At 53.5% G+C, this 22,408-nt stretch carries 15 protein-coding genes; 9 read left to right on the forward strand and 6 right to left on the reverse strand.

Annotated features, from left to right (window positions below):
* Positions 1–16: 16 nt before the first annotated feature.
* Both KTE_RS42985 and KTE_RS42990 read left to right on the forward strand, forming a co-directional pair.
* Complete coding sequence (locus KTE_RS42985) at positions 17–763, forward strand: GntR family transcriptional regulator (protein ID WP_007919239.1); 747 nt, start codon at positions 17–19, stop codon at positions 761–763.
* A gap of 260 nt (positions 764–1,023) precedes the next feature.
* Positions 1,024–1,323 (forward strand): GlsB/YeaQ/YmgE family stress response membrane protein, encoded by a 300-nt coding sequence (locus KTE_RS42990; protein ID WP_201393070.1) that lies wholly within the window; start codon positions 1,024–1,026, stop codon positions 1,321–1,323.
* A gap of 84 nt (positions 1,324–1,407) precedes the next feature.
* Here the strand turns inward: KTE_RS42990 and KTE_RS42995 are convergent, their stop codons facing one another.
* Positions 1,408–2,748, reverse strand: a complete 1,341-nt coding sequence (locus tag KTE_RS42995; protein WP_201393072.1) for a sulfatase — start codon at positions 2,746–2,748, stop codon at positions 1,408–1,410.
* Between the two features lie 132 nt (positions 2,749–2,880).
* Positions 2,881–3,471: an HNH endonuclease signature motif containing protein gene (locus tag KTE_RS43000; protein WP_201393074.1), complete on the reverse strand. Its 591-nt coding sequence runs from the start codon at positions 3,469–3,471 to the stop codon at positions 2,881–2,883.
* Positions 3,472–3,932: 461 nt separating this feature from the next.
* On the opposite strand from KTE_RS43000, the gene KTE_RS43005 reads away from it, so the two are divergent.
* From KTE_RS43005 to KTE_RS43020, 4 genes are all read left to right on the forward strand, one after another.
* Positions 3,933–4,940 (forward strand): ABC transporter substrate-binding protein, encoded by a 1,008-nt coding sequence (locus KTE_RS43005; protein WP_201393077.1) that lies wholly within the window; start codon positions 3,933–3,935, stop codon positions 4,938–4,940.
* 215 nt (positions 4,941–5,155) lie between these two features.
* Complete coding sequence (locus KTE_RS43010) at positions 5,156–6,088, forward strand: aldo/keto reductase (RefSeq protein ID WP_201393079.1); 933 nt, start codon at positions 5,156–5,158, stop codon at positions 6,086–6,088.
* 443 nt (positions 6,089–6,531) lie between these two features.
* The gene (locus tag KTE_RS43015) at positions 6,532–7,095 is read left to right on the forward strand and encodes a hypothetical protein (RefSeq protein ID WP_201393081.1); all 564 of its coding nucleotides are present in this window, start codon (positions 6,532–6,534) and stop codon (positions 7,093–7,095) included.
* A gap of 236 nt (positions 7,096–7,331) precedes the next feature.
* The gene (locus tag KTE_RS43020) at positions 7,332–9,110 is read left to right on the forward strand and encodes a diguanylate cyclase (RefSeq protein WP_201393091.1); all 1,779 of its coding nucleotides are present in this window, start codon (positions 7,332–7,334) and stop codon (positions 9,108–9,110) included.
* A gap of 335 nt (positions 9,111–9,445) precedes the next feature.
* Here the strand turns inward: KTE_RS43020 and KTE_RS43025 are convergent, their stop codons facing one another.
* From KTE_RS43025 to KTE_RS43035, 3 genes are all read right to left on the reverse strand, one after another.
* The gene (locus KTE_RS43025) at positions 9,446–10,177 is read right to left on the reverse strand and encodes a pentapeptide repeat-containing protein (RefSeq protein WP_201393093.1); all 732 of its coding nucleotides are present in this window, start codon (positions 10,175–10,177) and stop codon (positions 9,446–9,448) included.
* Between the two features lie 314 nt (positions 10,178–10,491).
* The gene (locus tag KTE_RS43030) at positions 10,492–12,363 is read right to left on the reverse strand and encodes an ABC transporter ATP-binding protein (RefSeq protein WP_201393095.1); all 1,872 of its coding nucleotides are present in this window, start codon (positions 12,361–12,363) and stop codon (positions 10,492–10,494) included.
* On the reverse strand, positions 12,360–14,288 hold the full coding sequence (locus KTE_RS43035) for an ABC transporter ATP-binding protein (protein ID WP_201393096.1): 1,929 nt from the start codon (positions 14,286–14,288) through the stop codon (positions 12,360–12,362). Before KTE_RS43035 ends, KTE_RS43030 begins: the two co-directional genes overlap by 4 nt.
* A gap of 426 nt (positions 14,289–14,714) precedes the next feature.
* Between KTE_RS43035 and KTE_RS43040 the strand changes: the two genes are divergently transcribed.
* A complete protein-coding gene (locus tag KTE_RS43040) occupies positions 14,715–16,397 on the forward strand; it encodes a hypothetical protein (RefSeq protein WP_201393098.1) in 1,683 nt (560 codons plus the stop codon).
* A gap of 144 nt (positions 16,398–16,541) precedes the next feature.
* Positions 16,542–17,549 (forward strand): YafY family protein, encoded by a 1,008-nt coding sequence (locus KTE_RS43045; RefSeq protein ID WP_201393100.1) that lies wholly within the window; start codon positions 16,542–16,544, stop codon positions 17,547–17,549.
* Positions 17,550–17,601: 52 nt separating this feature from the next.
* On the opposite strand, the gene KTE_RS43050 is transcribed toward KTE_RS43045, so the two are convergent.
* Entirely contained in the window at positions 17,602–18,816 is a 1,215-nt protein-coding gene (locus KTE_RS43050; RefSeq protein WP_201393102.1) for a glycosyltransferase, read from the reverse strand.
* 247 nt (positions 18,817–19,063) lie between these two features.
* Between KTE_RS43050 and KTE_RS43055 the strand changes: the two genes are divergently transcribed.
* A complete protein-coding gene (locus KTE_RS43055; protein ID WP_201393104.1) occupies positions 19,064–22,270 on the forward strand; it encodes a HEAT repeat domain-containing protein in 3,207 nt (1,068 codons plus the stop codon).
* Positions 22,271–22,408: the final 138 nt, after the last annotated feature.

Below are 22,408 nucleotides of genomic sequence, written 5' to 3' on the forward strand. Positions count from 1 at the left end.
TTGGGAAGATGTTTGCATGAGTATTATTTCTAGAAATAGTCCTTTACCGCGCTATTATCAGTTAAAAGAGATTATGCGCGAGAAGATTCGCAACGGTGAGTGGCAGCCAGGGAACCTCATTCCCTCAGAGCGCGAGCTAAGCGAACAATATGGTATCAGTCGCATGACAGCGCGCCAGGCCATTACTGAACTGGTCAATGAAGGACTCTTTTACCGTGAGCAGGGGCGCGGCACCTTTGTGAGCCACCACCGCATTACGCAGCACCTGACGCAGCTAACCGGCTTTAGCGAGGACATGCACGCGCGCGGACAACGTCCCAGCGCCCACGTCCTCTCGGCGAAGATGTGGCCTGTTGACGAAACAGTGGCTGAACGCCTGCATATTAAACCAGGCGACAAGGTCTTTCGCCTGCACCGCCTGCGCCTGGCCGATGGCGATCCGCTGGCTCTGGAGACCTCATTTATCCACTTTATGGGCTGCGAACGACTGCTTGAAGAGGACCTCAATCAGCACTCGCTCTACTACCTGCTAGAAACAAAATATGGTCAGCCCCCCATGGAGGCCGATCAAGAGCTTGAGGCGGGCCTGGTGGGGCCAGAGGAGGCCAAAGTCTTAAAAATCGCCGTGGGTAGCCCCGTCCTCTACACACGCCGCACAACCTATACCGAGCGCAAGCAGCCTCTTGAGTACGCAACCTCCATGTACTGTGGCCACAAATATACCTTCTACACCCACCTGCAACGCGAACAACTTACACGCTAGAAGATAGAAATAAATTATAAACACAATTTATGGGGCAGCTGGAGAAGCTAGCCGCCCCATAAATTGTGTTTATAATTTATTTCTTAAAAAGCTTAACGCCGCTTTAGAGTATAATAAATTCCTCTATAATCGGTTATGATGCTGAAACTTTTTCTATCGCCGACCCGTACTAGAAAATGTAAATGATACAGCAATGGTTATTCACAAAAGGTATCAATTAAGTCACTTTTTCAGAGCAAGGAAATGGAGGATCTAGAGTTATGTTTACACAGGCTACTCTCGTACTTGCGGCCATTGACCTTACCAGCATCGTATGGTGGCTGCTCGTCGGCTTGATCGCCGGTTTCCTGGCCAGCGTTGTGATGCGTGGTGGCGGCTATGGTATCGTCGGTGACATCGTCGTCGGTCTGATTGGCGCCTTCATCGGTGGCTTCCTGGCCAGCCTGGTGGGTCTGGGTTCGAGCGGTTTCATCGGCACGATTATCATCGCCTTCATCGGCGCTTGTGTGCTGATCGCCCTCTTGCGCCTCGTCTCCCGTGGTACGGCTCGCCGCTACTAATAGCGCCTCGTCAATCCACGAGAAAAATAGACAGAGAGAAGGAGCAGCCTCGCGAGGCTGCTCCTTCTCTCTGTCTGCGACTACTTACTTACGATACTGCATGGGTTCATCGGGTGAGATTTGGTCGGGGCTGTTGACTAGCGCACCTGCGGGCAAAGGGATGGCTCCACGCAGTAAGGGATCGTGTGTGGCCTGCATCCATTGCATTAAACGTTGGCGCATGGCGTCGGCAATTGTGGATAACTCAGGGTCATCGATGCGGTTACAGGCTTCATTTGGGTCAAAGAGCAGATCATAGAGCTCTTCATCACGCCTGGTCGCCTCTCCCCAGCCAGAACGCATCAGGAGATCCTTGGTGGGGCTGTCATCACAATTGGCCAGGATTGGCCTGCGATGGTGCGTATCGAAGTAGCGGATATACTTCCAGCGCTGCGTACGTACGGCCCGCTGTGGCTCGTAGGCGGCGTGATAGTTCACCTCGGCGAAGATGGCCTCGTTAATCTGCTCACGCTCCTCGCGTATCAAGGGCAAGAGGGAGCGCCCCTGCACCCACTCAGGCCTGGGCACATGCAGCAACTCGCAGAGCGTTGGATAGATATCGATATGCGAGACCAGGGCATCACAGACCTTCCCGCCACAAAAGCCACCTGGGCCGCGCATCAAGAGCATCACCCCGATGCCATGATCGGTCAGGTTACACTTCATCCTGGGAAAAGCGAGGCCGTGATCGGTAGTACAGATTACCAGCGTATGCTCCGCCAGGTTACTCTCCTCCAAGGCCGCCAAGACCGCGCCAATGGCTTCATCAAGCTTTTGCACACTTGCCTTAAAGGCCGCCATGTCGCGCCTGACTTCAGGCGTATCAGGCAGTGGCGCGGGTGGCAAGATATACTTTTCATCCTGGGTAGAGAACGGCTCGTGGAAGGGGCGATGCGTCTCCGAAAAACCAATGGAGAGAAAACAGGGTTGAGGCAGACCATTCTTCAAGAGTTGAACCGCCCTGGGAACAACATCTTTCGTGTCTGCACTGGCGACCTCTACTATCTCATCATAGCCAAGCAGAGCAGGATCGCGCGCCTCATGCTGCATACCAAGCAACAGCGAGGAGTAGCCCGCCGGGCGCAAAGCGTTCGCCAGGTGCTGTTGATAATCATAGAGTGAGAAGCCGCGATGAGCCAGGCCAAGCATACCCGCCGAATGAGGACTCTGCCCAGTAAGCAGAGCAGCGCGACTGGGAGAGCAGGTAGAAGAGACAGAGAACGCCTGGCGAAACAGCACCCCCTGCTCCGCCAGGCGTTGCAGATGTGGCGTGGGTAGAGCATGCCCATACGGTTGAATATAGCGACCGGTATCATGCGAGTGAATATACAAAATATTAGGCTGCAAAATATTAGGCTGCAAAATATTGGGTCGTGCTTGCTCCATAATTTTGCTCCTTTTTCTAGCTATCCGCTTACCTGGGCGTTGAAAGTCCATATCTGCATGGACCCTACAAATATAACATAAGGTCCATGCCTAGACATGGACCTTATGTTATACTGCCAGCAGGCAGGCTTATTAATTGCCGCCCATTTTGTTATAGACGTCGAGCCAGTTGGTCGCGATCTCAATCTGGGCGTCTTTCAGGCTGATCGCGCCAGAGCACACCTGGTCGTGCAGATAGTTCTCGACCTTGTCTTTCTCATGGAAGCCCGGCTTAGGGCTGGCAGCCTCGGGCCAGAGATTAGAGATGTCATTAGAGCCACCCAGCTCCAGGCTTACCAGGTGATCGACCTCATACTCGCCCGTCGAGTGATGCGTAATGCCATACTCCTGGTAGACCTGATTCTTCTCGCTTGTTGGCACGTTGCGCACCGAGGAGGCATAGCCCGAGCGACAGATATCCGTCTTGGTCACATTGGGGAAGATGGCACCTGGCGAACAGGCTTTATCCTGAAGCGGCCCCTGGACCTGACAGCCAGTGGTCTTGCTTTGCACGCCCCAGTTAGGCGCACCACCGCTGCTCGAACCTGAGTTTGAACCTGTACTATCAGGACTTGAGGTCACACCCGGAACATCTGAACCACCATAGCTAGATGAGTTACATGCTGTAAGCAAAAGTGCTGCAACCATGCAGGCACCAAGCAGGTGAATCCATACTTTGCGCATATTTTTTATCTCCTGTCGTCTACTCCACCCAACATTCACCCCTGAGTACAAAGACTCATAAAGGGTCCATGCTTGCATGGACTAAAACGCTCAGCAAGCATACTATTGCTATATATATGTAGGGTCCATGCTTGCATGGACTAAAACGCTCAGGCAAGCATACTATTGCTATATATAAAGGCTCTAGCTTATATACGTTTGTACAGTAGCAAATGGACGCACCTGTATTGAGCTCAATTCCGGCTCATCCGCCATTTGGTGATGAGGAGAATATCTGAACGGCAAAGCGTATTAAAAACCCGCCAATTTAGTTGGATGGAGTAGTATGTTTAGCGCCAGGGGAATAATATCAAATTATGTTTCTGTTTATAACTCTGATCGTTCGCCTTATCGTCCAGGTGGCTGAATTGGTCATGGCTAAATTCGCATATATTATATTTCACATATGGAGTAGGTAATTAATGTTCCGACGTCCTCGTTCGTTTTCCCTTCTGGTATTCGGCTTGTGGTTGTTGTCCATCAGCCTGTTAGCGAGTGGTTGCGGAGGAAGTACAACCACGACAACGGCCTCTTCAAATAGAGTACAACAGGTTTCTATTGGTCTAGGGTATATACCAGACATCCAGTTCGCACCCTTTTATGTTGCTCAATCAAAGGGGTATTATAGTGAGTCAGGTCTAAACGTTACCTTTCATCATGGTATCGTTCCAGATCTCGTCGGTTCGATGGTGGCCGGAAAGAATACATTCGTCATGGCTGGCGGCGATGAATTGCTTACCGCCCGCAATGAGCATATACAGGCAAAAAATGTCGCAACAATCTTCCAGAAGTACCCCATCAGCTTGATTGTTCCTGCCAACTCACCAATTAAGTCTCCAGCCGATTTAAAGGGACACTCTGTCGGCATACCCGGTCCCTATGGGTCAAGCTATACTGCGCTGCTAGCATTCCTCTACAAGGAACATCTCTCGCTTTCTGATATCAAGCTTCAATCCATAGGTTTTACACAGGTTGCGGCCTTGCTGGCTCATCGTGTGGATGCGATTATAGGCTACTCCAATAACGAACCACTACAGCTTGCCAGGCGCAATGTACAGGTTCGCACATTCGCCGTCTCTGACTATCAACCGCTCGTCTCAGAAGGAATTATTGTCCCTGAAACAACACTTCAGAAACAACCACAGGTAGTCCATGAGTTTGTGCTGGCCACATTAAAGGGGCTACAGTACGTGATCGATCATCCTGAGGATGCAATCACACTGAGTAAGCCTTATATTCCCGGCATGACCAATACTCAACAGACGCTGGAGATATTGAAGGCAACCATTCCTATTTGGCAAGGGAATGGAACGCTTGGTATCAATGATGAGGTAGCCTGGCAAGCGATGGAGCAATTCATGGTTGCACAGAAGATGATAGGTCCCATCCCGAAGGTCTCGGACGCCTATACCAACCAATACACAAAATAAACACCACTCTCTTGTTTACCCGGGTTTCTTGGATGTGGCACGAAAGGTCGCTTTTCGTCTCAACCTCGTTCGTCATTGTGCAAGTGGCAAGATTGAGGTGGAGATGGAATACGTTACATCCCTGTTCCATGTAAAGCGCCATTGGTGCTGAGAAGCCTTCGGCAAACAGGCGCTGAATAGTCACTACCAATGAAAAAATGAGGAGATCACTCACCATGCAAACACATCAGTTTGGCAGAACAGATATGCGGATTACGGCCATTGGGCTGGGAACATGGGCACTTGGGGGAAATCAATGGGGTCCTCAGGACGACCAGGAGTCTATAGCAACGATACAACGAGCTCTAGACCTGGGTATCAACTGGATTGATACCGCTGCTATTTATGGGTTGGGAGGATCCGAGAAAGTGGTGGGAAGAGCTATTAAAGGGCGCAAACAACCTTATATCTTCACGAAATGCTCACTGATCTGGGATGAGGAGATGCAGGTAAGGAGCAGCCTGAGAGCTAGTTCGATCCGTCATGAAGTTGAGGAGAGCTTAAGACGACTCGATATCGAGACCATTGATTTGTACCAGATACACTGGCCCAATCCCGATCCAGAGATTGAAGAAGGGTGGAATACGCTTGCCGAGCTCAAACGGGAAGGGAAAGTACGCCATATAGGCGTATCAAACTTCAATGTAGCGCAACTGCAGCGCGCGGAGAAGATAGCGCCAGTTGAAACATTACAGCCACCGTACTCATTAATTCATCGCCAGGCGGAGCACGAAATTCTGCCCTATTGCCAGCAAAACACGATTGGTACGATCGTCTATTCCCCTATGGCGTCGGGCCTCTTGTCTGGGCACATGACCCGTGAGCGCATTGCACAACTGCCAGATGGTGATTGGCGCAAACAGGGTCAGGAGTTTCAGGAGCCGCGCTTGACGCGTAATTTGGCGCTCGCCGATCTCCTCACGGCGATTGGAAAGGCACGCAACGTCACAGCGGGAACGGTCGCTATTGCTTGGGCACTACATAACCCAGCAGTGACAGCCGCCATTGTTGGCGTGCGCCACCCATATCAAGCTGATGAACTGGCTATCGCTGCCGATTTCCATCTGAGCGAGGCTGAATATCAGCAAATTGAACAGTTCTCCGTCTGAGCGTTGATCGGGGAAACACGCGAACCCTGGTGAGCATCTGCAATATGCAGAGAAGAAGGCCAGGATTTAGCTTCTCCAGCAGATTCAGACTATGCAGCAAGAGGGGCGAACTGGCAAACATAGTGTACGCATTGTCCCGTGCTGATTGCCAACAAAAGCCTCTGCTCAGCTGGATTGAGCCGAAGCGGGTTCAAGGCAAAAGAGTGATTGTCGAACCCGCTCAGCTTTTGACTGCGCAGGTACTCTCCATCAATCATTATTCCACCCTATCTGAGGCACAGGGTATCACGAGGAAGTAGATTATATTAGCGTCTACTTGCATACTCTGCGCCTCAAGTGCGAAGACGGCCCCAGGCGTCCTTGACCTTGCCACGCTTTTGCGGAAGAGTAAAAGCTTTGGATATACTTTTTCTAACACAGAGTGAATATGTGGGAGAATCTTGATGCATGATGCAAAGACAGTCGTTACCACCCCCAGACCAGTGTCAACCCTTAAATACGCTCTCCTCACGGCCTTTATCATCTTTGTGCTGAGAGTTATCCTCTACGTGATGATGCCACAAAAGGCTATGTTCAGCTACCATTCAGATATGTCACTCACTTTTAAGACCAATGATGTCATTGCTCTCACGGATACCCTCATCCTGAGTTTCGTTAACCTCCCTTTTTATGCCTTCGCGGGGTGGCTCATAACCAGGAAAACAGGAAGCATTCGCACCGGCCTGCTAACAGGGCTAAAGGCTGGTCTTTTCAGTGGGTTGGCTATCTATATCATTATTGCGATTATTGCCATTTCGTTTGCCTCATTGCTCATGCTCGTGGCATCGGGTATCCCTCACGACCAGGGCACTTTCCCTCAACTTGTGGGCAATACGACGTGGTGGGTTGTCAGGACAATACTCGTCAATAACCTCTTGTTCATTGCCTTCGACATGGCCTGCGGTACTCTCATGGGCGGGTTCGGGGTCATACTGGGCCTTACGAGCAAGAAGACTGCTTGCTCGTAAGGAATATCAACAGGTTCCACCAAAAATTAGGGGTTGAAAAAGTTTATTGCAACACAACCTCATCCATTATATGTCGCCAGTGCGCCCGCTGGCGGATAATGTTCTGACCATTGGAGTATATTGCAAAGAAGAGGGGCAAATCATGGGCCGATAGAGATATTTTCAGGGAGCAATGACAGCCAAGAACTGATACAAAAATTCTAAAGCAAAGGAGATGCAGGAAAGGAAGAACAATCATGGACCACGAGAACCATGGACACCACAGCAACACATCCGAGCCTATCCCACGCTCGTCTCCTGATCCGCTGCTTGTGGCCAAATTCCTTCTCCCGGTATTTGTCAAAATCAACCTTTATCGCTACCGCTTTTTTAGCACTGCGGCCATGACTATGGCTGCCTCCCATGATAGTGAGACACCTGCTCCTACCACATCCATCCCCCGGCGTGTGTTTGTGGGGCTCCTCCTGGGAAGCCTTGTCCTGGGGGCTTTTACTTTTCTCAGACCGTTCAGACTGACGTTTGGTGGCCAACTCCTTGACGCTTTAAGCATCTTGTACGCGCTGTTCCTGGCGCTAGTGTGTTTTCGCGGCTCATGGGGGCTGCTGAGCATGGTCGGTCCCCCTGGGACTGGCACGCAGACCGGACGGCGTTTCATCCCGTTTCTGTTGGGCATGAGTACATTGTGGGCTGCGCTTGCACTCCTTGGCTGGGTGTCCGAGACCATGTGGACCCAGCGGGCATCGACCTATCCTACCCTGTTTCATGTGCTCGAATTGGGAGTGTATCCGTTCTTCATTGCGGCGGTTCTGCTTCTGCCCTCGCCAAACCTCTCCCGGCTCTCGCGCCTGCGGATCCTGCTTGATAGCTTGATCATCCTGGCGACGGTCGTGACCCTCTATGTCTATGTGTTCGCGGTTCCCATGCTTGTCACTACCAGGCTAACACTCCTGGAAAAGACCTTGGGGAGTCTCTTCGTCACTGCCAACCTGGTGTCGCTCTTTTGCTTGCTGTTCGTCGCCTTCCAAACGGTCCATGTGGGTATCCGGAAGGTCATCGCTCTGCTCACGCTGGCCATGGTCATTTTCCTGGTCGGTCATGTGGTCTACTACACGCTCTTGCATTCGGCAGAGGCGAGCCTCACGACCGGACCAGACCCTGGCCTGCTTGGAAGTCTCACCCTGATCGCTGTGGCAGCCCAGACGATGCGGCGCGTGCTGGTTCAGGGCACGCCTGCGGAACGTGGTCCCACGGTGCTTTTAGAGGAAACATGGGCATTTGCCCATTGGAAAATCTGGCTGGTGTCTATCCTGGTGCTGATCTTTGCGCTACTGCTGGTGTCTCTCGCGATCCAGCCTGCCAATGTGTACACCCCCGCAAGGTTACAGGTCGTTGAGTTTGGTGGAACCGGTATTCTGATTTTGCTTGTTCTACGGCAGTTGCTAGTAACGCATGAATTGTACATCTTGAAGCAAGATCTCCGAGAGACGAATGCACAGTTAGACAGGCTGGCGGCTTCTGATCCCCTGACCGGTGTGCCCAACTATCGAACGCTAGTGAACACGCTTGGCGAGGAGTTGGAGCGCGCAAAGGCACAGCAGACGACGTGTTCCATCCTGTTCATGGATATCGACCAATTTAAAGCTGTCAACGACCAGTATGGGCACGCAGTGGGAGATCTGGTCTTGTGCCAAGTTGCCGGGTTGGCAGCGTCACTTCTGCGCTCAGAAGATTGCCTGGGGCGGTGGGGCGGTGAGGAGTTTGTTGCTATTTTGCCAGGACAAGGGCCCACCGAAGCATTCACGGTTGCTGAACGAATACGGATGCGGGTCTCAGAGCAGGTATTTGCGGGTCAAAAAGATCTCCACGTGTCCTGTTCGCTAGGAGTGGCAACCTATCCACAGATGGCCACTGAGCGGGAATGGTTGCTGATTTGCGCCGATCAAGCCATGTATGAGGCCAAGCGTCTCGGACGCAATCAAAGCTGCCTGGCGAAGCTGGAAAAGGGCATAATATAGAGTCAGATGCTAGTGTTGTAAAAAATTTAGAGCAAAGAAAACGAAGTAGGCAATTACGGAATAAGAATCATTTTACCGATCAGTAAGCAAACACAGGCATTGCTCAAGTTTGTCGAGGGCCATAAGCTGGAATGCCTTGTCACGTTGGTGCTGACAACTGGTATGCGCAAAGGCGAGCAGCTCGCCTTGCACTGGTCAGATTTTGGCACTAAGAACGCTCTACAAGCGGGTTGCGAGGAGACATACTCTCAAGACTCTAGCCTATATACGTTTGTACAGTAACAAATAGACGCACAAACGCTTACAAGCTAGAGCCCCACTATGCGCTTCTGCCATCATGACAATTCATCTGTCTGCGGTTGAGCATATGGCCACTCAATGACGACCCCTAACGCTTGAATCAGCGCCACCGCCTGCACGGGATCTATGACCAGGCCTTGCAACTCGGTTGGTCCAATATGTACGCCCTCGATCTCACAGCCTGCCAGGTTCACACCCTTGAGCCTGGTACCCGAAAACTGCACATGGTTGAGGCGGCAGCGCTCGAATACCGCACCTGCCAGGTCCGAGGCCTGAAAGTCCACGTCGCTAAGATCACATTCTTCAAAGCGGACCGAGCGAAACTTACTAAAACGGAACTGAGCCAGGTTCAAGGTACAGCCCTGAAATACCACGTCCTGTAAGCGCGATTCGTTGGCCTGGAAGCCAGTCAGAAGGCATGAGCGAAACTCGACCCGGTCCATATTGACCTGCGGCCAGCAGGCGCTCGCCATTTCACACGCCTCCAGGCGGCAATCCTCCAGGCGCGCAAGGTCGAACTGGCTCTCGTTCAGCTTTACCCGCTTGAGCAATACCTGCTCGATATGGACATGGGACGCGACCTGCCCGCTCAACTCCTCACGCGCAAGGACGAACGTGCTATAGTGCCCATGGTCTTCCACATACGGCGTCGGCAACGCATGCGTCTCCATCCGCCGAGGCAAGAGCGGCACTTTGATCGCTCTGACTACGGGCAATGGCCCCGTTTGACCAGCGGGAAGTGGACCAGATTGGTACTGGCTACACATTTCACTTCTCTCCTTTCAGCGAAGAACACCTACAGCAAGCGACAAAAAAAATTGGAGGGCGATCTACTCACCCTCCAGTGTACACTAAAATTTTTCGCTTGTCGTCTTACTCTACTAAAATCTTTCAGCCTTAGAATCTTTTAATCTCTATACGACGAGTCCACCCCCATCCATCACAAGCGTTGTTCCCGTCGTAAGATTATACTTTCAAAAGCTCGTCGCCAAAATCCTTCTTCTACTATAACCACACACCAAAACAGGCCCGCGAAACAGCATGTCGTGTTTCGCGGGCCTGTTTTGGTGTGATACGGCGTTTAGACGGCTTCGGGCAGCGTCTCCTTCACATCCGTGTGGCGGAAGCCCATCGCGTAGAGCGAGGCATAGGCGCCATCGGCCTTCAACAACTCATCGTGCGTACCCTGCTCCATGATCTCGCCCTTCTGCAAGACAATGATCTTGTCCGCGTTCTTTATGGTCGAGAGACGGTGTGCGATGACGAAGGCGGTACGTCCATACAGCAGGCGGCGCAAGCCCTCCTGCACCAATACCTCTGTGAAGGTATCAATACTGGCCGTGGCCTCGTCGAGCACCAGAATACGAGGATCGGCCAGCAAGGCGCGCGCGAAGGAGATCAACTGGCGCTGGCCCACGCTCAGGTTGCGCCCACGCTCGCGAATGACGGTATCATAGCCATCGGGCATGCCAATGATCAGATCATGCACACCCACAACCTTCGCGGCCTCCTCCACCTCGGCATCGCTGGCGTCCAGGCGTCCATAGCGAATGTTCTCGCGAATGGTACCCGTGAAGAGGAAGGGTTCCTGCAACACGATGCCGATCTGCCTGCGCAAGGACTGCTGCTTCACCTCGCGAATATCGTGCCCGTCAATGAGCAAGGCTCCATCCAATACCTCGTAGAAGCGTGGCAAGAGACTGATGATTGTGCTCTTACCTGCGCCCGTTGGTCCCACAATGGCGATAGTCTGGCCCGCCTGGGCCGTGAGATTCAGCCCACGCAGCACGGGATGCTCTTTTTTGTAGCCAAAGACTACGTTCTTGAACTCGACGTTGCCCACGACCTCTGGCATATCATAGGCATTTTCACGATCCTGAATGGAAATTGGTACATCCAGAATCTGGAAGATACGCTCAGCGGCAACCCCCGAGCGCTGCAACTGGGTATACAGCATACTCAGGTCGCGAATGGGATCGAAGAAACGGTTGATGTAGAGCGTAAAGGCGACCAGTACGCCAACCTGTAAATCACCATGCGCGACCAGCCAGCCGCCATAGACCACTGCCAGGGCCGTCGCCACCGCCGCTACGACCTCAACTAGTGGCAGGACAAGCGCGGCCACCCGGCTCGACTCCAGGTTCGTATCCAGGTTGTAACGATTCAACTCATCGAACTCGCTGCGATTGCGATCCTCACGCGCCAGACTCTGGATGACGCGCATGCCGGAGATGTTCTCCTGCAAGGTCGCGTTTACCAGCGAGATGGCAGCACGCGTGCGACGGAAGGAACGCTGCGCGTATCGCTGCCAGAAGATGGCGATGATGACCATGATTGGCAGAACGGTAAAGGTCAGCAGGGCCAGGCGCACGCTCAGCGCCAGCATGGTTCCGATAATACCCACCAGGGCCACCAGCGAACCCAGCATGGAGAGCAGGCCCGAGCTAAGCATGGATTCCATGACATCGATGTCGCTTTGCAGGCGCGACATGACACGCCCAATCTGCGTGTGGTCATAGAAGCTCAGCGAGAGCCTCTGCAAGTGCGCGAACATGTCGGCACTGATTTTATACAGGATGCGCTGGCCCGCCCAGGACATGCTCCAGATCTGCCAGTACTGCGACTGCCACATTCCCACATTTACGAGCAAAAGGACTCCGCTAATCCAGGCCAGGGCAACCAGATCGCCATGACTGATAGAGCTATCGATTGCCAGACCAATCAGGTAGGGGTTCGCCAGGTTGAAGGCGGTATACAGCAGCACCAGGACACAGCTCAGAATGGTCGCGGTCTTATATTTACCAACATAGGGACCAAAGCGACCAATCAGCTTCCAATCAAACTTGCCTTCGATATCTTCATCCGAACCTGCCAGGCTATTCTCGCTCCAGGTACGGCGAGCCGAAAGCTTATCATACAAGTCGGACTTGGGTTTACTCTTGCGCAAAATCACCGCATCGCCTCCCTTTTCTCAACGTTCTCGGCATCCAGGCAAGGATACTGCTGCTGCTCCTCGCTCGCCTCTTTCTTCCCTTTAGAGCTCTTGCGCAGGTCCTCGTCCACCTGCTGCGCAAGCAAGCGAGCTTCGAACTCCTCCTGCTCACGTAGCTGTAGATCATACAGGTGAGCATAGGGGCCATCCTGCGTCACCAGGGTATCGTGCGTGCCGTGCTCGACGATATGCCCGTCCTCGATCACCAGGATCTGGTCGGCATTTTTGACGGTACGCAGGCGCGAGGCCACCACAAAGGAGGTGCGCCCCTTCATAACCGCTTCCAGCGCTTGCTGGATCAGGTACTCCGTCTCCATATCCACGCTGGAGGTCGAGTCGTCCAGGACCAGGATGCGCGGGTTCAGCAAGAGGGTACGCGCGATAGCGACACGCTGCTTCTGGCCGCCCGAGAGGGTGACACCACGCTCGCCAACCCAGGTCTCATAGCCATCAGGCAGGCTCAGGATAAATTCATGGATGCGTGCCACTTTAGCCGCCGCGATAATCTGCTCCTCGGTGGCATGCTCCACGCCATAGCCGATATTATCGCGAATCGTCGCGTTAAAGAGGAAGACATCCTGCAAGACCAGGCCAATGTTGCGCCGCAGTGAACTCTGCGTGACCTCGCGTACATCCAGCCCATCAACCGTGATCGCGCCATCGGTGACATCATAGAAGCGCGGCAGCAGGTGCAGCAGTGTGCTCTTACCGCTACCCGTCACACCCAGCAAGGCCACAACCTGACCTGGCTGCGCATCAATATTCACATCATGAAGAATCTGACGACCACGGGCGTAGGAGAAGTCTACGTGCTCAAAGCGCACATGACCCTCGATATTCTTCAGTTCCTTGGCATTGGGAGCATCGGTCACCGTCGACTTAGTATCCAGCACGGAGAAGATGCGCTCAGCGCCCGAAAGGCCGCGCATGAACCAGTTCACCATAAAGCCAAAGGTACGTACAGGAGTCGCCAGCAAGAGCGCGTACTGCGTCACCGCGACCAGGGTTCCCAGGCTCAGGTGGTGCTGAATAACCGCGATACCACCGACCCAGAGCACCAGCACGGTCACGACGTTCAGCACAAACACCAGCAGAGGCTGGTTCCAGGCCATGAAGCGCATGGCCTTCAGGCTGTAATCACGCAGATGCTGATTCTGCTTGTCGAACTTCTCCATTTCGAACTCTTCGCGCGCGAAGGACTTGACCACGCGCACACCACTCAGGCTCTCCTGCATAATGGTGCTGAGTTCGCCATTCTCATTCTGAACAGCCAGCCAGAGCGGGCGAATACGGATCGCCACCTGAGAGGTAAAGATCGCCAGGAAGGGTACGCAGATCAGGGTCACCAGCGCCAAAGCCCAGTCCAGCGAGAAGAGAATCGCCGCCACCGTGACAAACGTGACGAGGGCCAGGGCAGCGCGCATCAAACCAAAAGGGAGAAAGTTACGCACCGCTTCAATATCCACCGTCATACGCGACATCAACTGTCCCGTCTCTGAGTCATCGTGAAAGGCGAAGCTCAGACCCTGAAGGTGGTCATACATCATGTTACGCAGGTCATACGCGACCTGGTTCGAGACTGCCTGAGAGAGGTAGCCCTGTCCATATGAGAAGAGACCACGCAATGAGCTAGCCCCTAAAATCGCTACTGCGGCAATGATCAGATCAGTAAGGTTGCCATTCCGCACACCGACATCGATCACCCACTGCAACAACTGCGGCACCACTAGTGAGGCGCCAGTTGCCAATGCGACACATACGAGAGTAGTAATGGACCAGAACCAGTGAGGGCGCAATAAGCCTAGAATACGAGTAAAGATACGCCAATTAAACTTAAATGATTCAACATACGATGAGAACAATTTTTGCTTTTTTTCTAATGGCATTGCAAGCAGGTCCTTTCTTGACATGCCTAACCGCTACGCACATCCACTCCTTCTCTTAAAAGTCTAGCCTGCAATGGCTGACAAGGGGGTGTCAGTCTTTCGATGAGATTTGAGGGGGTATAAAAAAGAGCGACATGAGGTTGCGTACACCTCGTGGTTGCACACTGGCTTTCGTTGGCTATGCCTGTACAAACAGAAGCACATAATTCGTGCCTACCAGCCAACCTATTATCGTACATACACAGCTATTTGTCGCCTATATAAGAAAATTGGTATAGTTCTACATGGGTACTGTATGGAAGCAATGGACGTAACGGAAAAGCTTGCTGGCACGTATCTGTTTTGGCGACATCCCTGCTTTATTGCTTTAGATAAACGTCAAGAAAGGCGATTGGATACCCAATTCAATCGAGAAACTGGTCTGTTATGCGGATTCGTGGAGATAGAGTACGTTGGCTCTTCTGGCTGCGTTGGAAAATGTTCTCGCGTATGTTTACCGCCCGCCAGACCAGGCAAATTACCGGCCTGGTGCTCTCCCTTCTCATCATCGTGCCGCTCTCACTGGGCATCGCTGCTGCGACATATCTCGCGTATCGCTTCTTGCCAGCACCAGCCAACGCTGAAGTCCTAACCCTTGTGTTAAGCGGCTTATTCATTTTGTGGCTCACTCTACCACTTTTCGAATACAACGTCAATGAAGGGCTGAATGTCGCGAAATTAGTCCTATTTCCGCTTAGTCGCGAAGAATTAATGCTCAGCCTGTTGCTCTCAACCTTGTTTGATGTTCCCACCCTCGGTATGCTCCTGCTCTGCCTTGCGGTCATCATTGGCTGGGCCAGTTCGCCTCTCGTGGTCCTTATGTCGAGTGTGACCATGCTCATCTTCTTCGCCCAGCTTATCGGGTGTAGTCAGCTTGTACTGGCCCTCCTGGGGCGCGTAATGCAGAGCCGCCGCTTCCGCGATGTCAGCATCCTGCTGGTTGGCCTCTTCTCTTCCTCGTGCTATCTCATCCAGCAACTGGTCTTTCGCGGCCTGGGCGCACGCCAACTGGTTCACGCCCTCTATGACCAGGCTTTCTCGCACTACCTGCAATGGCTGCCACCTGGCATGGCGGCCCAGGTGATCTTACAGGCTACACGTGGCAACTGGCTTTTGAGCTTTGCCTGGCTGCTTCCGCTGCTGGCCATTACCTTGCTCGTCCTCTATCTCTGGCAGATCGTCGTCGAACGCGCGCTTACCGCTACCGAGGGCGCTGGAGCCGTCCGTGTACGCCGCGCACCTGCTAGCCAGCGTGACCTCGCCACCGCCGCTCCCACGACGCGCTCACGCCTGGCGCACTGGCTACCGGAGCAGACCAGGGCCATCGCTCTCAAGGACTTGAAGTACTACCGACGCGATCCCATGCTCCTGCGCCTCATCATTCAATCCCTGATCTCGATGGTGGTGCTGATCGTGATTACGCTTTTTAGTCCCACGCGCTTTGGCGACGGCCTGCAATCCTCCTGGACTGTGCTGGCCGTTCCCTTTTACGCGCTCTTTTTCGTCACTAGCTTTTCGCATAATGTGCTTGGTCTTGAGCGCCAGAGCCTGGCCCTACTCTTTATCTTTCCTATCAAACCTCAGCAACTACTCTTTGGCAAGAACCTGATTGCCTTTGTGCTAGGCACCCTCAACCTGCTCATAGTAATCCTGCTGGGAGCGTATGTCGCGCACAGCTGGGAGTACGTGCTGCCCGCGCTGACTATTGGGCTAGCTGGTCTGGGGATTGTCCTGGGCTGTGGCAACCTCTCTTCCGTCTATTTTCCCAGCCGTATGCCCCAGGAGCAACACGGCTACCAGGCCAGCGCCACCACGACCTCGCAAGAGAATGGCTGCCTACGCCTGATTCAGACCTCGGCCCTCTTCCTGCTGATGCTGGTGCTCCTGGCACCGGTGGCCGCAGCCCTCCTCCTACCCGTCTTCTTCCATATACTCTGGCTCTGGAGTCTCTCTATTCCGGCCTCCCTCGTCTACGGCTGGCTGCTCTACTTTATAACCACCCACCTGGCCGCCCAACGCATGCTCCAGAAAGCCCCCGAAATCCTCCGCATCACCACCGCCCGCGAGTAAAAAAATATGTGTGCTGGGCGTTGCCCAGGAATGCCCAGCACACATATTAATCAGGCGCCGCAGGCGCAAAAAGTTTTGTCATACAAAACTTTTTGCGCCTGCAATACCTTGCCTTTTGGCACAGCTTCATGCCACAATACAAGTATGCAAAAAATCGAGCGTCTCGTGGCTATTACACTGCTCCTACAAGCACGTGGAAAAATGACAGCCAGGAGACTGGCCGAGATTCTGGGGACATCCACACGCACCATCTACCGGGATATAACCTCGCTTTCACTGGCTCACGTACCAATCTCAATGGACTACGGCCCCGGCGGAGGCTACTATCTACCGGCGAACTATCAATTCGATTCGACCGTCTTCACACGTGAAGAGGCGGTCTCGCTTATTTTAAGCACAGATATTGCGGGCAACTATAGTCTCTTCGCGGGAGACGACGGGCTACAGCGCGCGCTCATCAAACTGGAAGCGACGCTGCCGGAGGAGTATCGCGACAACGTACGCGCCGCGCGTGAGCGTATCTTCTTTGATACCAGCGCCTGGCACTACGGGAAGACACAGCACACGACATATCTGGAACGCATTCGTTCCGCCGTGCTAGAGGCCTACCAGGTTGAGATTCTCTATCCCTGCGTCTCGTGCATTGATAAGCCTGGCATCAAATGGCGTCGGCTTGATCCCATCGGCCTGGTCTTCAAGGGCCTGTCGCTTAAACATATTCGTTCAGGTATCTGGTATCTCGTCGCGTATTGCCACACCTGTAGTGCGTACCAGACCTTCCGCGTAGCCAATATTGAGAATATGCGTGTCCTAAATGAGGCCACGTATACTCACCATGACTTCGATCTACAAAGCTACTGGGAAGAGGAGCATATCACTATCGATGCCATTCAGGCCCCCATCAATGTCATTCTGCACATCGACGCCCAGGGCCGCCACAAGCTTGAGGGACGCTATACCATTCTGGACTCCCGCCATGACGGCAGCATCGTTGTGGAGGTCAAAATGAACTCTATCGAGAGCGCGGTCCCCTACGTACTCGCCTTTGGCACCGATGCACTTGTGCTCGAACCCCGCGAGCTACGTGACGCAATCGAGGTCGCTGCACGCCAGATTGCCGAAAAATACCTTGAAAATAGTGAATGCTGCTAGGCCAATGGCCGCGGCCATTGGCCTAGCAGCATTCACTATTTTCTTACCTCTTTTATTCCTCGGCCCCGTGATAGGTGCGCCCACGCCACTGCACGCCTTTGCGCGAGAGCACAAGCCAGGCCGAGCGGGCCAGAATACCCTCGAAGATAGCCGCGCCCAGCGGGTGGGTCAGGGCCTGCCAGCGCGGTAAGCCTAGCTTGCGATTGAGCCAGAAGCGGTACGAGAGCAGTGCCCATAACTCCAGGGCCGTCGCCCGCGTAATATCCCTCTTACTCAGACCCTTGATCCGTGCAAAGAAGAGCAGTGGCAGGAGGAAGGGCACGATGCAAACGTTAAAGAGGCCAACAAGCTGCACTACTAAGAAGGGTAAACCTCCGCGATTGCCGAGATAGGCGTTCTTGAGCCAACCGCGCCAGATCTCGCCAAAGTTGCGATACATACGCACAAAGACCAGGCCGCGCCCGTCTAGAAAACGTGTGCGATAGCCCTGGGCTTTGACCGTACGCGCCAGGTCCAGGTCATCAAGTACGGTGGCGCGCAGGTGTGGCGCAGCATAGCCACCGATATGTTCATAGACCTCGCGACGAATCAGCATAAACTGACCGGCGGCGATAGCCAGCGGGTTGTTGGGATCATTGACCTGTCGCGGCGGATAGAGCATGCTGATACCCATATAGGCGATAGGAATCAGCACCCTCTCCCAGAAGGTGGGTAGCTCTTGCTCCGCGCCCATACTAAAGAGGTCCGCACACTCCTCCTGCGCCCGCGCAAAGGCCGAGCGCAGCGCCTGAGGCGCGTGACAGGTATCAGCATCGGAGAAGACCAGCCACGCGCCACGCGCCGCCAGCGCCCCCTGGTGCATGGCGTGTGGCTTCCCCGCCCAACCTGTAGGGAGTTCCTTTACCTCAACCACGCGCAATAAATCGCCGTGTGGGTGCTGCTGCTGTATAGCTTGCAGAATCTCGCCCGTCCTGTCCTGTGAGTCGTCGTTGACAACAATGACCTCAAAGTTACCATAATCCTGCCCCAGGAGTGACTCAACACAGCGCTGAATATTGTGCTCCTCGTCACGCGCCGGGACAATGATGGAGACCAGCGGAAGATCACTGACTCTCGCGCGCGCAGCAACTGAGAGACTCTCCACCTGGTCGCTCTCGCGCGGCCTTGTGCGCCACCAGTTGATCATATAAAAGCCCGCCACCGCTATGGCATGACTCCATAACAACCGACGCGGCCAGGATTGCTTCCAGAAAGGTGTTTTTCGCATATCTCTTAATTGATTACTTTCTATATAATTTCTTTATTTAGATTGTATCCGAACGACGCTGCTAAAGCACGCGTCTACATATCATGGCACGGTGAGCCTCGTACCATGATATGTAGACGCGTGCTTTAGCAGCGTCGCGTACCAACCCTGGATATTGACAGGCAAACTGCCTTCGCGTACTATGCTCAGGCATACAAGAAAACATAATAGCTACTCTTTGCTAAAGAGACGTGATGGAGAAGAGAGCATGACGCTGGAAGATTTTTTACAAGAGTGTGAGACTTTAACGCATCATGGGCGCATGTACCGCATGGTGGAACTGGGCCGCCTGTACGCGCAAGATGCCAGCATCCGCGAGCTTATAGCAGCCCTGGCCCGCGGCAACGTCTATGAGCGCACCCTGGCGCTTCAATCCTGCTATGGCAGCCAGAACTCAGCCCTGGCTCTCCAGGCGCTCTCCGACCCCTCGCGCTGCGTGCGCTCTCTCGCTCTCGCTCTCGTCCCAACTCTATGTAGCGATACAGAGATACAAGCCGCGCTAGAAACATTAGCTAATGACTTACAAGTTGTAATCCTCACTAATCTTGCACGCCACCGCAGGCAAGACCCCATCAATGCCTACATAGAGACACTTGCGACACGCCAGGATGCACGTCTCAAGCGGTTGCTCCCTTTCGCCTCGCTTGACATCGTCACGCACCATCTTGGACAGGTCATTGACAAATTTGAGCTTGATGATTGGAAGCGCTTGACCAGGAGCCATCCAGCCTTCGCGAGCACTCAGTTACGCGCTCGTATTACTGCCAGCGATGTCCTGGATCAACAATTCATCCTGCAAGTCAATACCGTTATGCCCCTGCTTGCTCAGCTAGATCCCGATGCCGGGCTTGAGCTGGTGCGCGGAGCGCTCACGCTTATTCCCTTTCAACGCTTGAGCATACAATCGCTCGTTCTCAGGCGCCCCAGAGAGATTTTCGACCTACTCAGGCATTCAGGTCAGCAGAGCAGCATAAACTTTAGCAGGGTCATACCCATCCTGGATGCAGAGCAGATTATCGCTCTGCTTACTCATTACGCGACAAACTTTGGTAGCCACCACTTTTTCCATAAATACTTTCGCAAGCTTAAGCCAGAACAGCGCCTTGAGATCTATACTGCCTGTGCACGTGGTTGGCGCGATAAAGATGGTATTTTACCATTAGACATTATCAAATCTCTGCCGACTGTTCAACGTATGCAGGAGGCACGCCGCCATATAGCACTTCCGGCGCTGGCAACGTCCCCTATCTCCAGACTACGCTATGCCGCCTTCCTACCCTGGGATGAAGCCCAAAACCTGGTGAGTAGTTATTTGAATACGCCTGACGCCGATCTGCGCGCCGCGGCTCTTAGCGCCTTGATTGCCTCAGCCCGCTATCAGCGGGAGCGCCTCGGTGATGTGCTGCAACTTGTCCGCGCCCGTCGCTACGAACAAGATCCTGTACGGCTCGCTTTACTTAATGCGCTTTCGGAGCTGCCACGTCATATCTGGTCCGCCACAGACCTGGACAACCTTGAGCAGATCATCCTTGATGCCCTCAATGCCCGCGACCTCTCAGCCGCTAGCGCAAACACGCTTGAGCTTATCGTGCTACAGCTCTTTACCTTCCATCCAACATGGTGCGCAACGCAACTGACCAATCTCTATCGTAAACGTGGATATACGAGCATCACTAAGCTCTACACTTATATCAGTAAAGCCCATACACAGCTCTTCGCAGATACACTCCTACCGTTGATAAAGGAATGGAAAGGACGCGAACGCGAGGCCGCGCTAGTAAGTCTGGCAAACGCCTTTGGGCCTCGCCTGCGCGTGATGAGTGAACTGGCAGATATTCTAGAATCTCTCCTGAGCCAGACGCGTCAAGCCTCAACTATAAACACGGCCCTTGAGCTCTTCGCCGAATATCAAAGGCCACGCCTGTCCTCGCTTATTCCACGCTTGCTGGAACAGGATAAAAGTTGCATTACTCTTACCTCTGTCTCCGCCTATCTCCATCGCAACCGGCAAGACTTGCTGACCCCCTTCCTGGGGCAGCAGGCCTATCAAGGCAGATTTAGCACCGGCAAGACTCGCTATGTCCTCTCCTTTAGCGAAGGCTTCTACCGCTGGACACCAACGCAACAGGAACTCTTTGCGCTCACCCTGCTTGAGGTCGCGAACGATGAGAAGCGCCCTACCTCTTCTCTCACCTACACTATTCATCAACTGGCAGCCATGCCAGCGCTCGACCCGGCTTATCTCATTCCCTTCGCGAGCGATACACGTGAGCCAGTACGCGATACAGCCCTGCAAATGCTGGGTAAGCTGGATGCCGGTCAGGGTATCCCAATCCTACTTAAAGCCTTAAATGATGCACGCGCTCGTGTCGCTATTTATGCCCTGCGCAAGGCTCTGCTCTCATTGCCACAGGCTGAAGCGCTCAAGATTTTACGCGGCGTGCCAACCACCCAGGTCACAGTCGCCAAAGAGACCGTACGCCTGATCGGAGAACTGGCAACAGAGGAGGCGTATCGCGAATTGCTCACACTCAACACACATGAGCTCCATCGTGATGTACGCGTGGCCCTCTTGCGTGCTTTCTGGTCCTATTTGGAGCGCGATGAGACCTGGGAGATATTCAACCAGGCGGCCCATGCCTCCGATATCTCCATCGCGCGTGGCGTGATCCAAATTCCTGCCGATGGACTCTCAACTCAAGCTCAGAAACGCCTGGCAACCCTGCTCGCCACCTTACTTAACCATCCAGATCCCGTTGTGCGTACGCATGTGCTTCAGCGCTGTATGCAGCATCCAGTAACCGATACTGAGCATACCCTGCTTACCCATCTCTCTGCGCTGCTGAATTCTCCACTACCAGGTGAATGCGCGCTCGCCTCCAGGGCCTTCTTTGCGATCTATATGGGGAGAGATGCCGACCTCGTTGGAGAGGCTATACGCAAACTCCTAAACAATCGCCGGGCACTCCATACGGCCTACAACAATTATCTGCCCGCGCTACGCAACGATCAACGACGCCTGGTACCCACCACGCGGGCCATCTTAAGCGCACTCGCCAGTGATCGGCTTACCATATCCATGCGCCTTAACCTTATTATTCAGGGCCTCCCCTGGTCGGAGGTAGCACCGGAAATTATGCACCTGGCAAAGGACCTGCACCCCGATGCCCTGGCAAGAGCAATACAGGCTATCGAAGGGGTCGCGAAACGCCCCGATATTGATTTAGCAACCCTGGAGCAGGCACTTGCAAATAGTCGCGACGAGCGTTTACGTCGTCTCGCGCTCGCTGCTCTCATCACGCAAGCCAGGCAAGCCAGCGGTTGGACCGATGAAAGAATAAAGCGTTTGGAACGCTACAAAGCCGATCCCTCACCCCTGGTCGCTGAGACCGCGCAATTTACCTTTATCTCCTAATACAAAGTGTGATCGATATAATTTTCTTCTCTATGCCAAAAAGGCTTCAACCGAAAATTGTATCGATCACACTTCTTCCCCTTACTGCACACACGCACCTTGAGAGAAGCACTCAGAACATAGCCAGCCGCACGAGAA

Origin of the sequence: Ktedonobacter sp. SOSP1-85 (assembly GCF_016587415.1) — a bacterium.
GTDB lineage: Bacteria > Chloroflexota > Ktedonobacteria > Ktedonobacterales > Ktedonobacteraceae > Ktedonobacter.

Coding starts and splice junctions, on each gene's coding strand:
- KTE_RS42995 (WP_201393072.1), bottom strand. CDS start 2,748: ATGGAGCAAGCACGACCCAATATTTTGCAGCCTAATATTTTGCAGCCT.
- KTE_RS43055 (WP_201393104.1), top strand. CDS start 19,064: ATGACGCTGGAAGATTTTTTACAAGAGTGTGAGACTTTAACGCATCAT.
- KTE_RS42985 (WP_007919239.1), top strand. CDS start 17: ATGAGTATTATTTCTAGAAATAGTCCTTTACCGCGCTATTATCAGTTA.
- KTE_RS43000 (WP_201393074.1), bottom strand. CDS start 3,471: ATGCGCAAAGTATGGATTCACCTGCTTGGTGCCTGCATGGTTGCAGCA.
- KTE_RS43025 (WP_201393093.1), bottom strand. CDS start 10,177: ATGTGTAGCCAGTACCAATCTGGTCCACTTCCCGCTGGTCAAACGGGG.
- KTE_RS43040 (WP_201393098.1), top strand. CDS start 14,715: ATGCGGATTCGTGGAGATAGAGTACGTTGGCTCTTCTGGCTGCGTTGG.
- KTE_RS42990 (WP_201393070.1), top strand. CDS start 1,024: ATGTTTACACAGGCTACTCTCGTACTTGCGGCCATTGACCTTACCAGC.
- KTE_RS43015 (WP_201393081.1), top strand. CDS start 6,532: ATGCATGATGCAAAGACAGTCGTTACCACCCCCAGACCAGTGTCAACC.
- KTE_RS43045 (WP_201393100.1), top strand. CDS start 16,542: ATGCAAAAAATCGAGCGTCTCGTGGCTATTACACTGCTCCTACAAGCA.
- KTE_RS43005 (WP_201393077.1), top strand. CDS start 3,933: ATGTTCCGACGTCCTCGTTCGTTTTCCCTTCTGGTATTCGGCTTGTGG.
- KTE_RS43035 (WP_201393096.1), bottom strand. CDS start 14,288: ATGCCATTAGAAAAAAAGCAAAAATTGTTCTCATCGTATGTTGAATCA.
- KTE_RS43010 (WP_201393079.1), top strand. CDS start 5,156: ATGCAAACACATCAGTTTGGCAGAACAGATATGCGGATTACGGCCATT.
- KTE_RS43020 (WP_201393091.1), top strand. CDS start 7,332: ATGGACCACGAGAACCATGGACACCACAGCAACACATCCGAGCCTATC.
- KTE_RS43050 (WP_201393102.1), bottom strand. CDS start 18,816: ATGCGAAAAACACCTTTCTGGAAGCAATCCTGGCCGCGTCGGTTGTTA.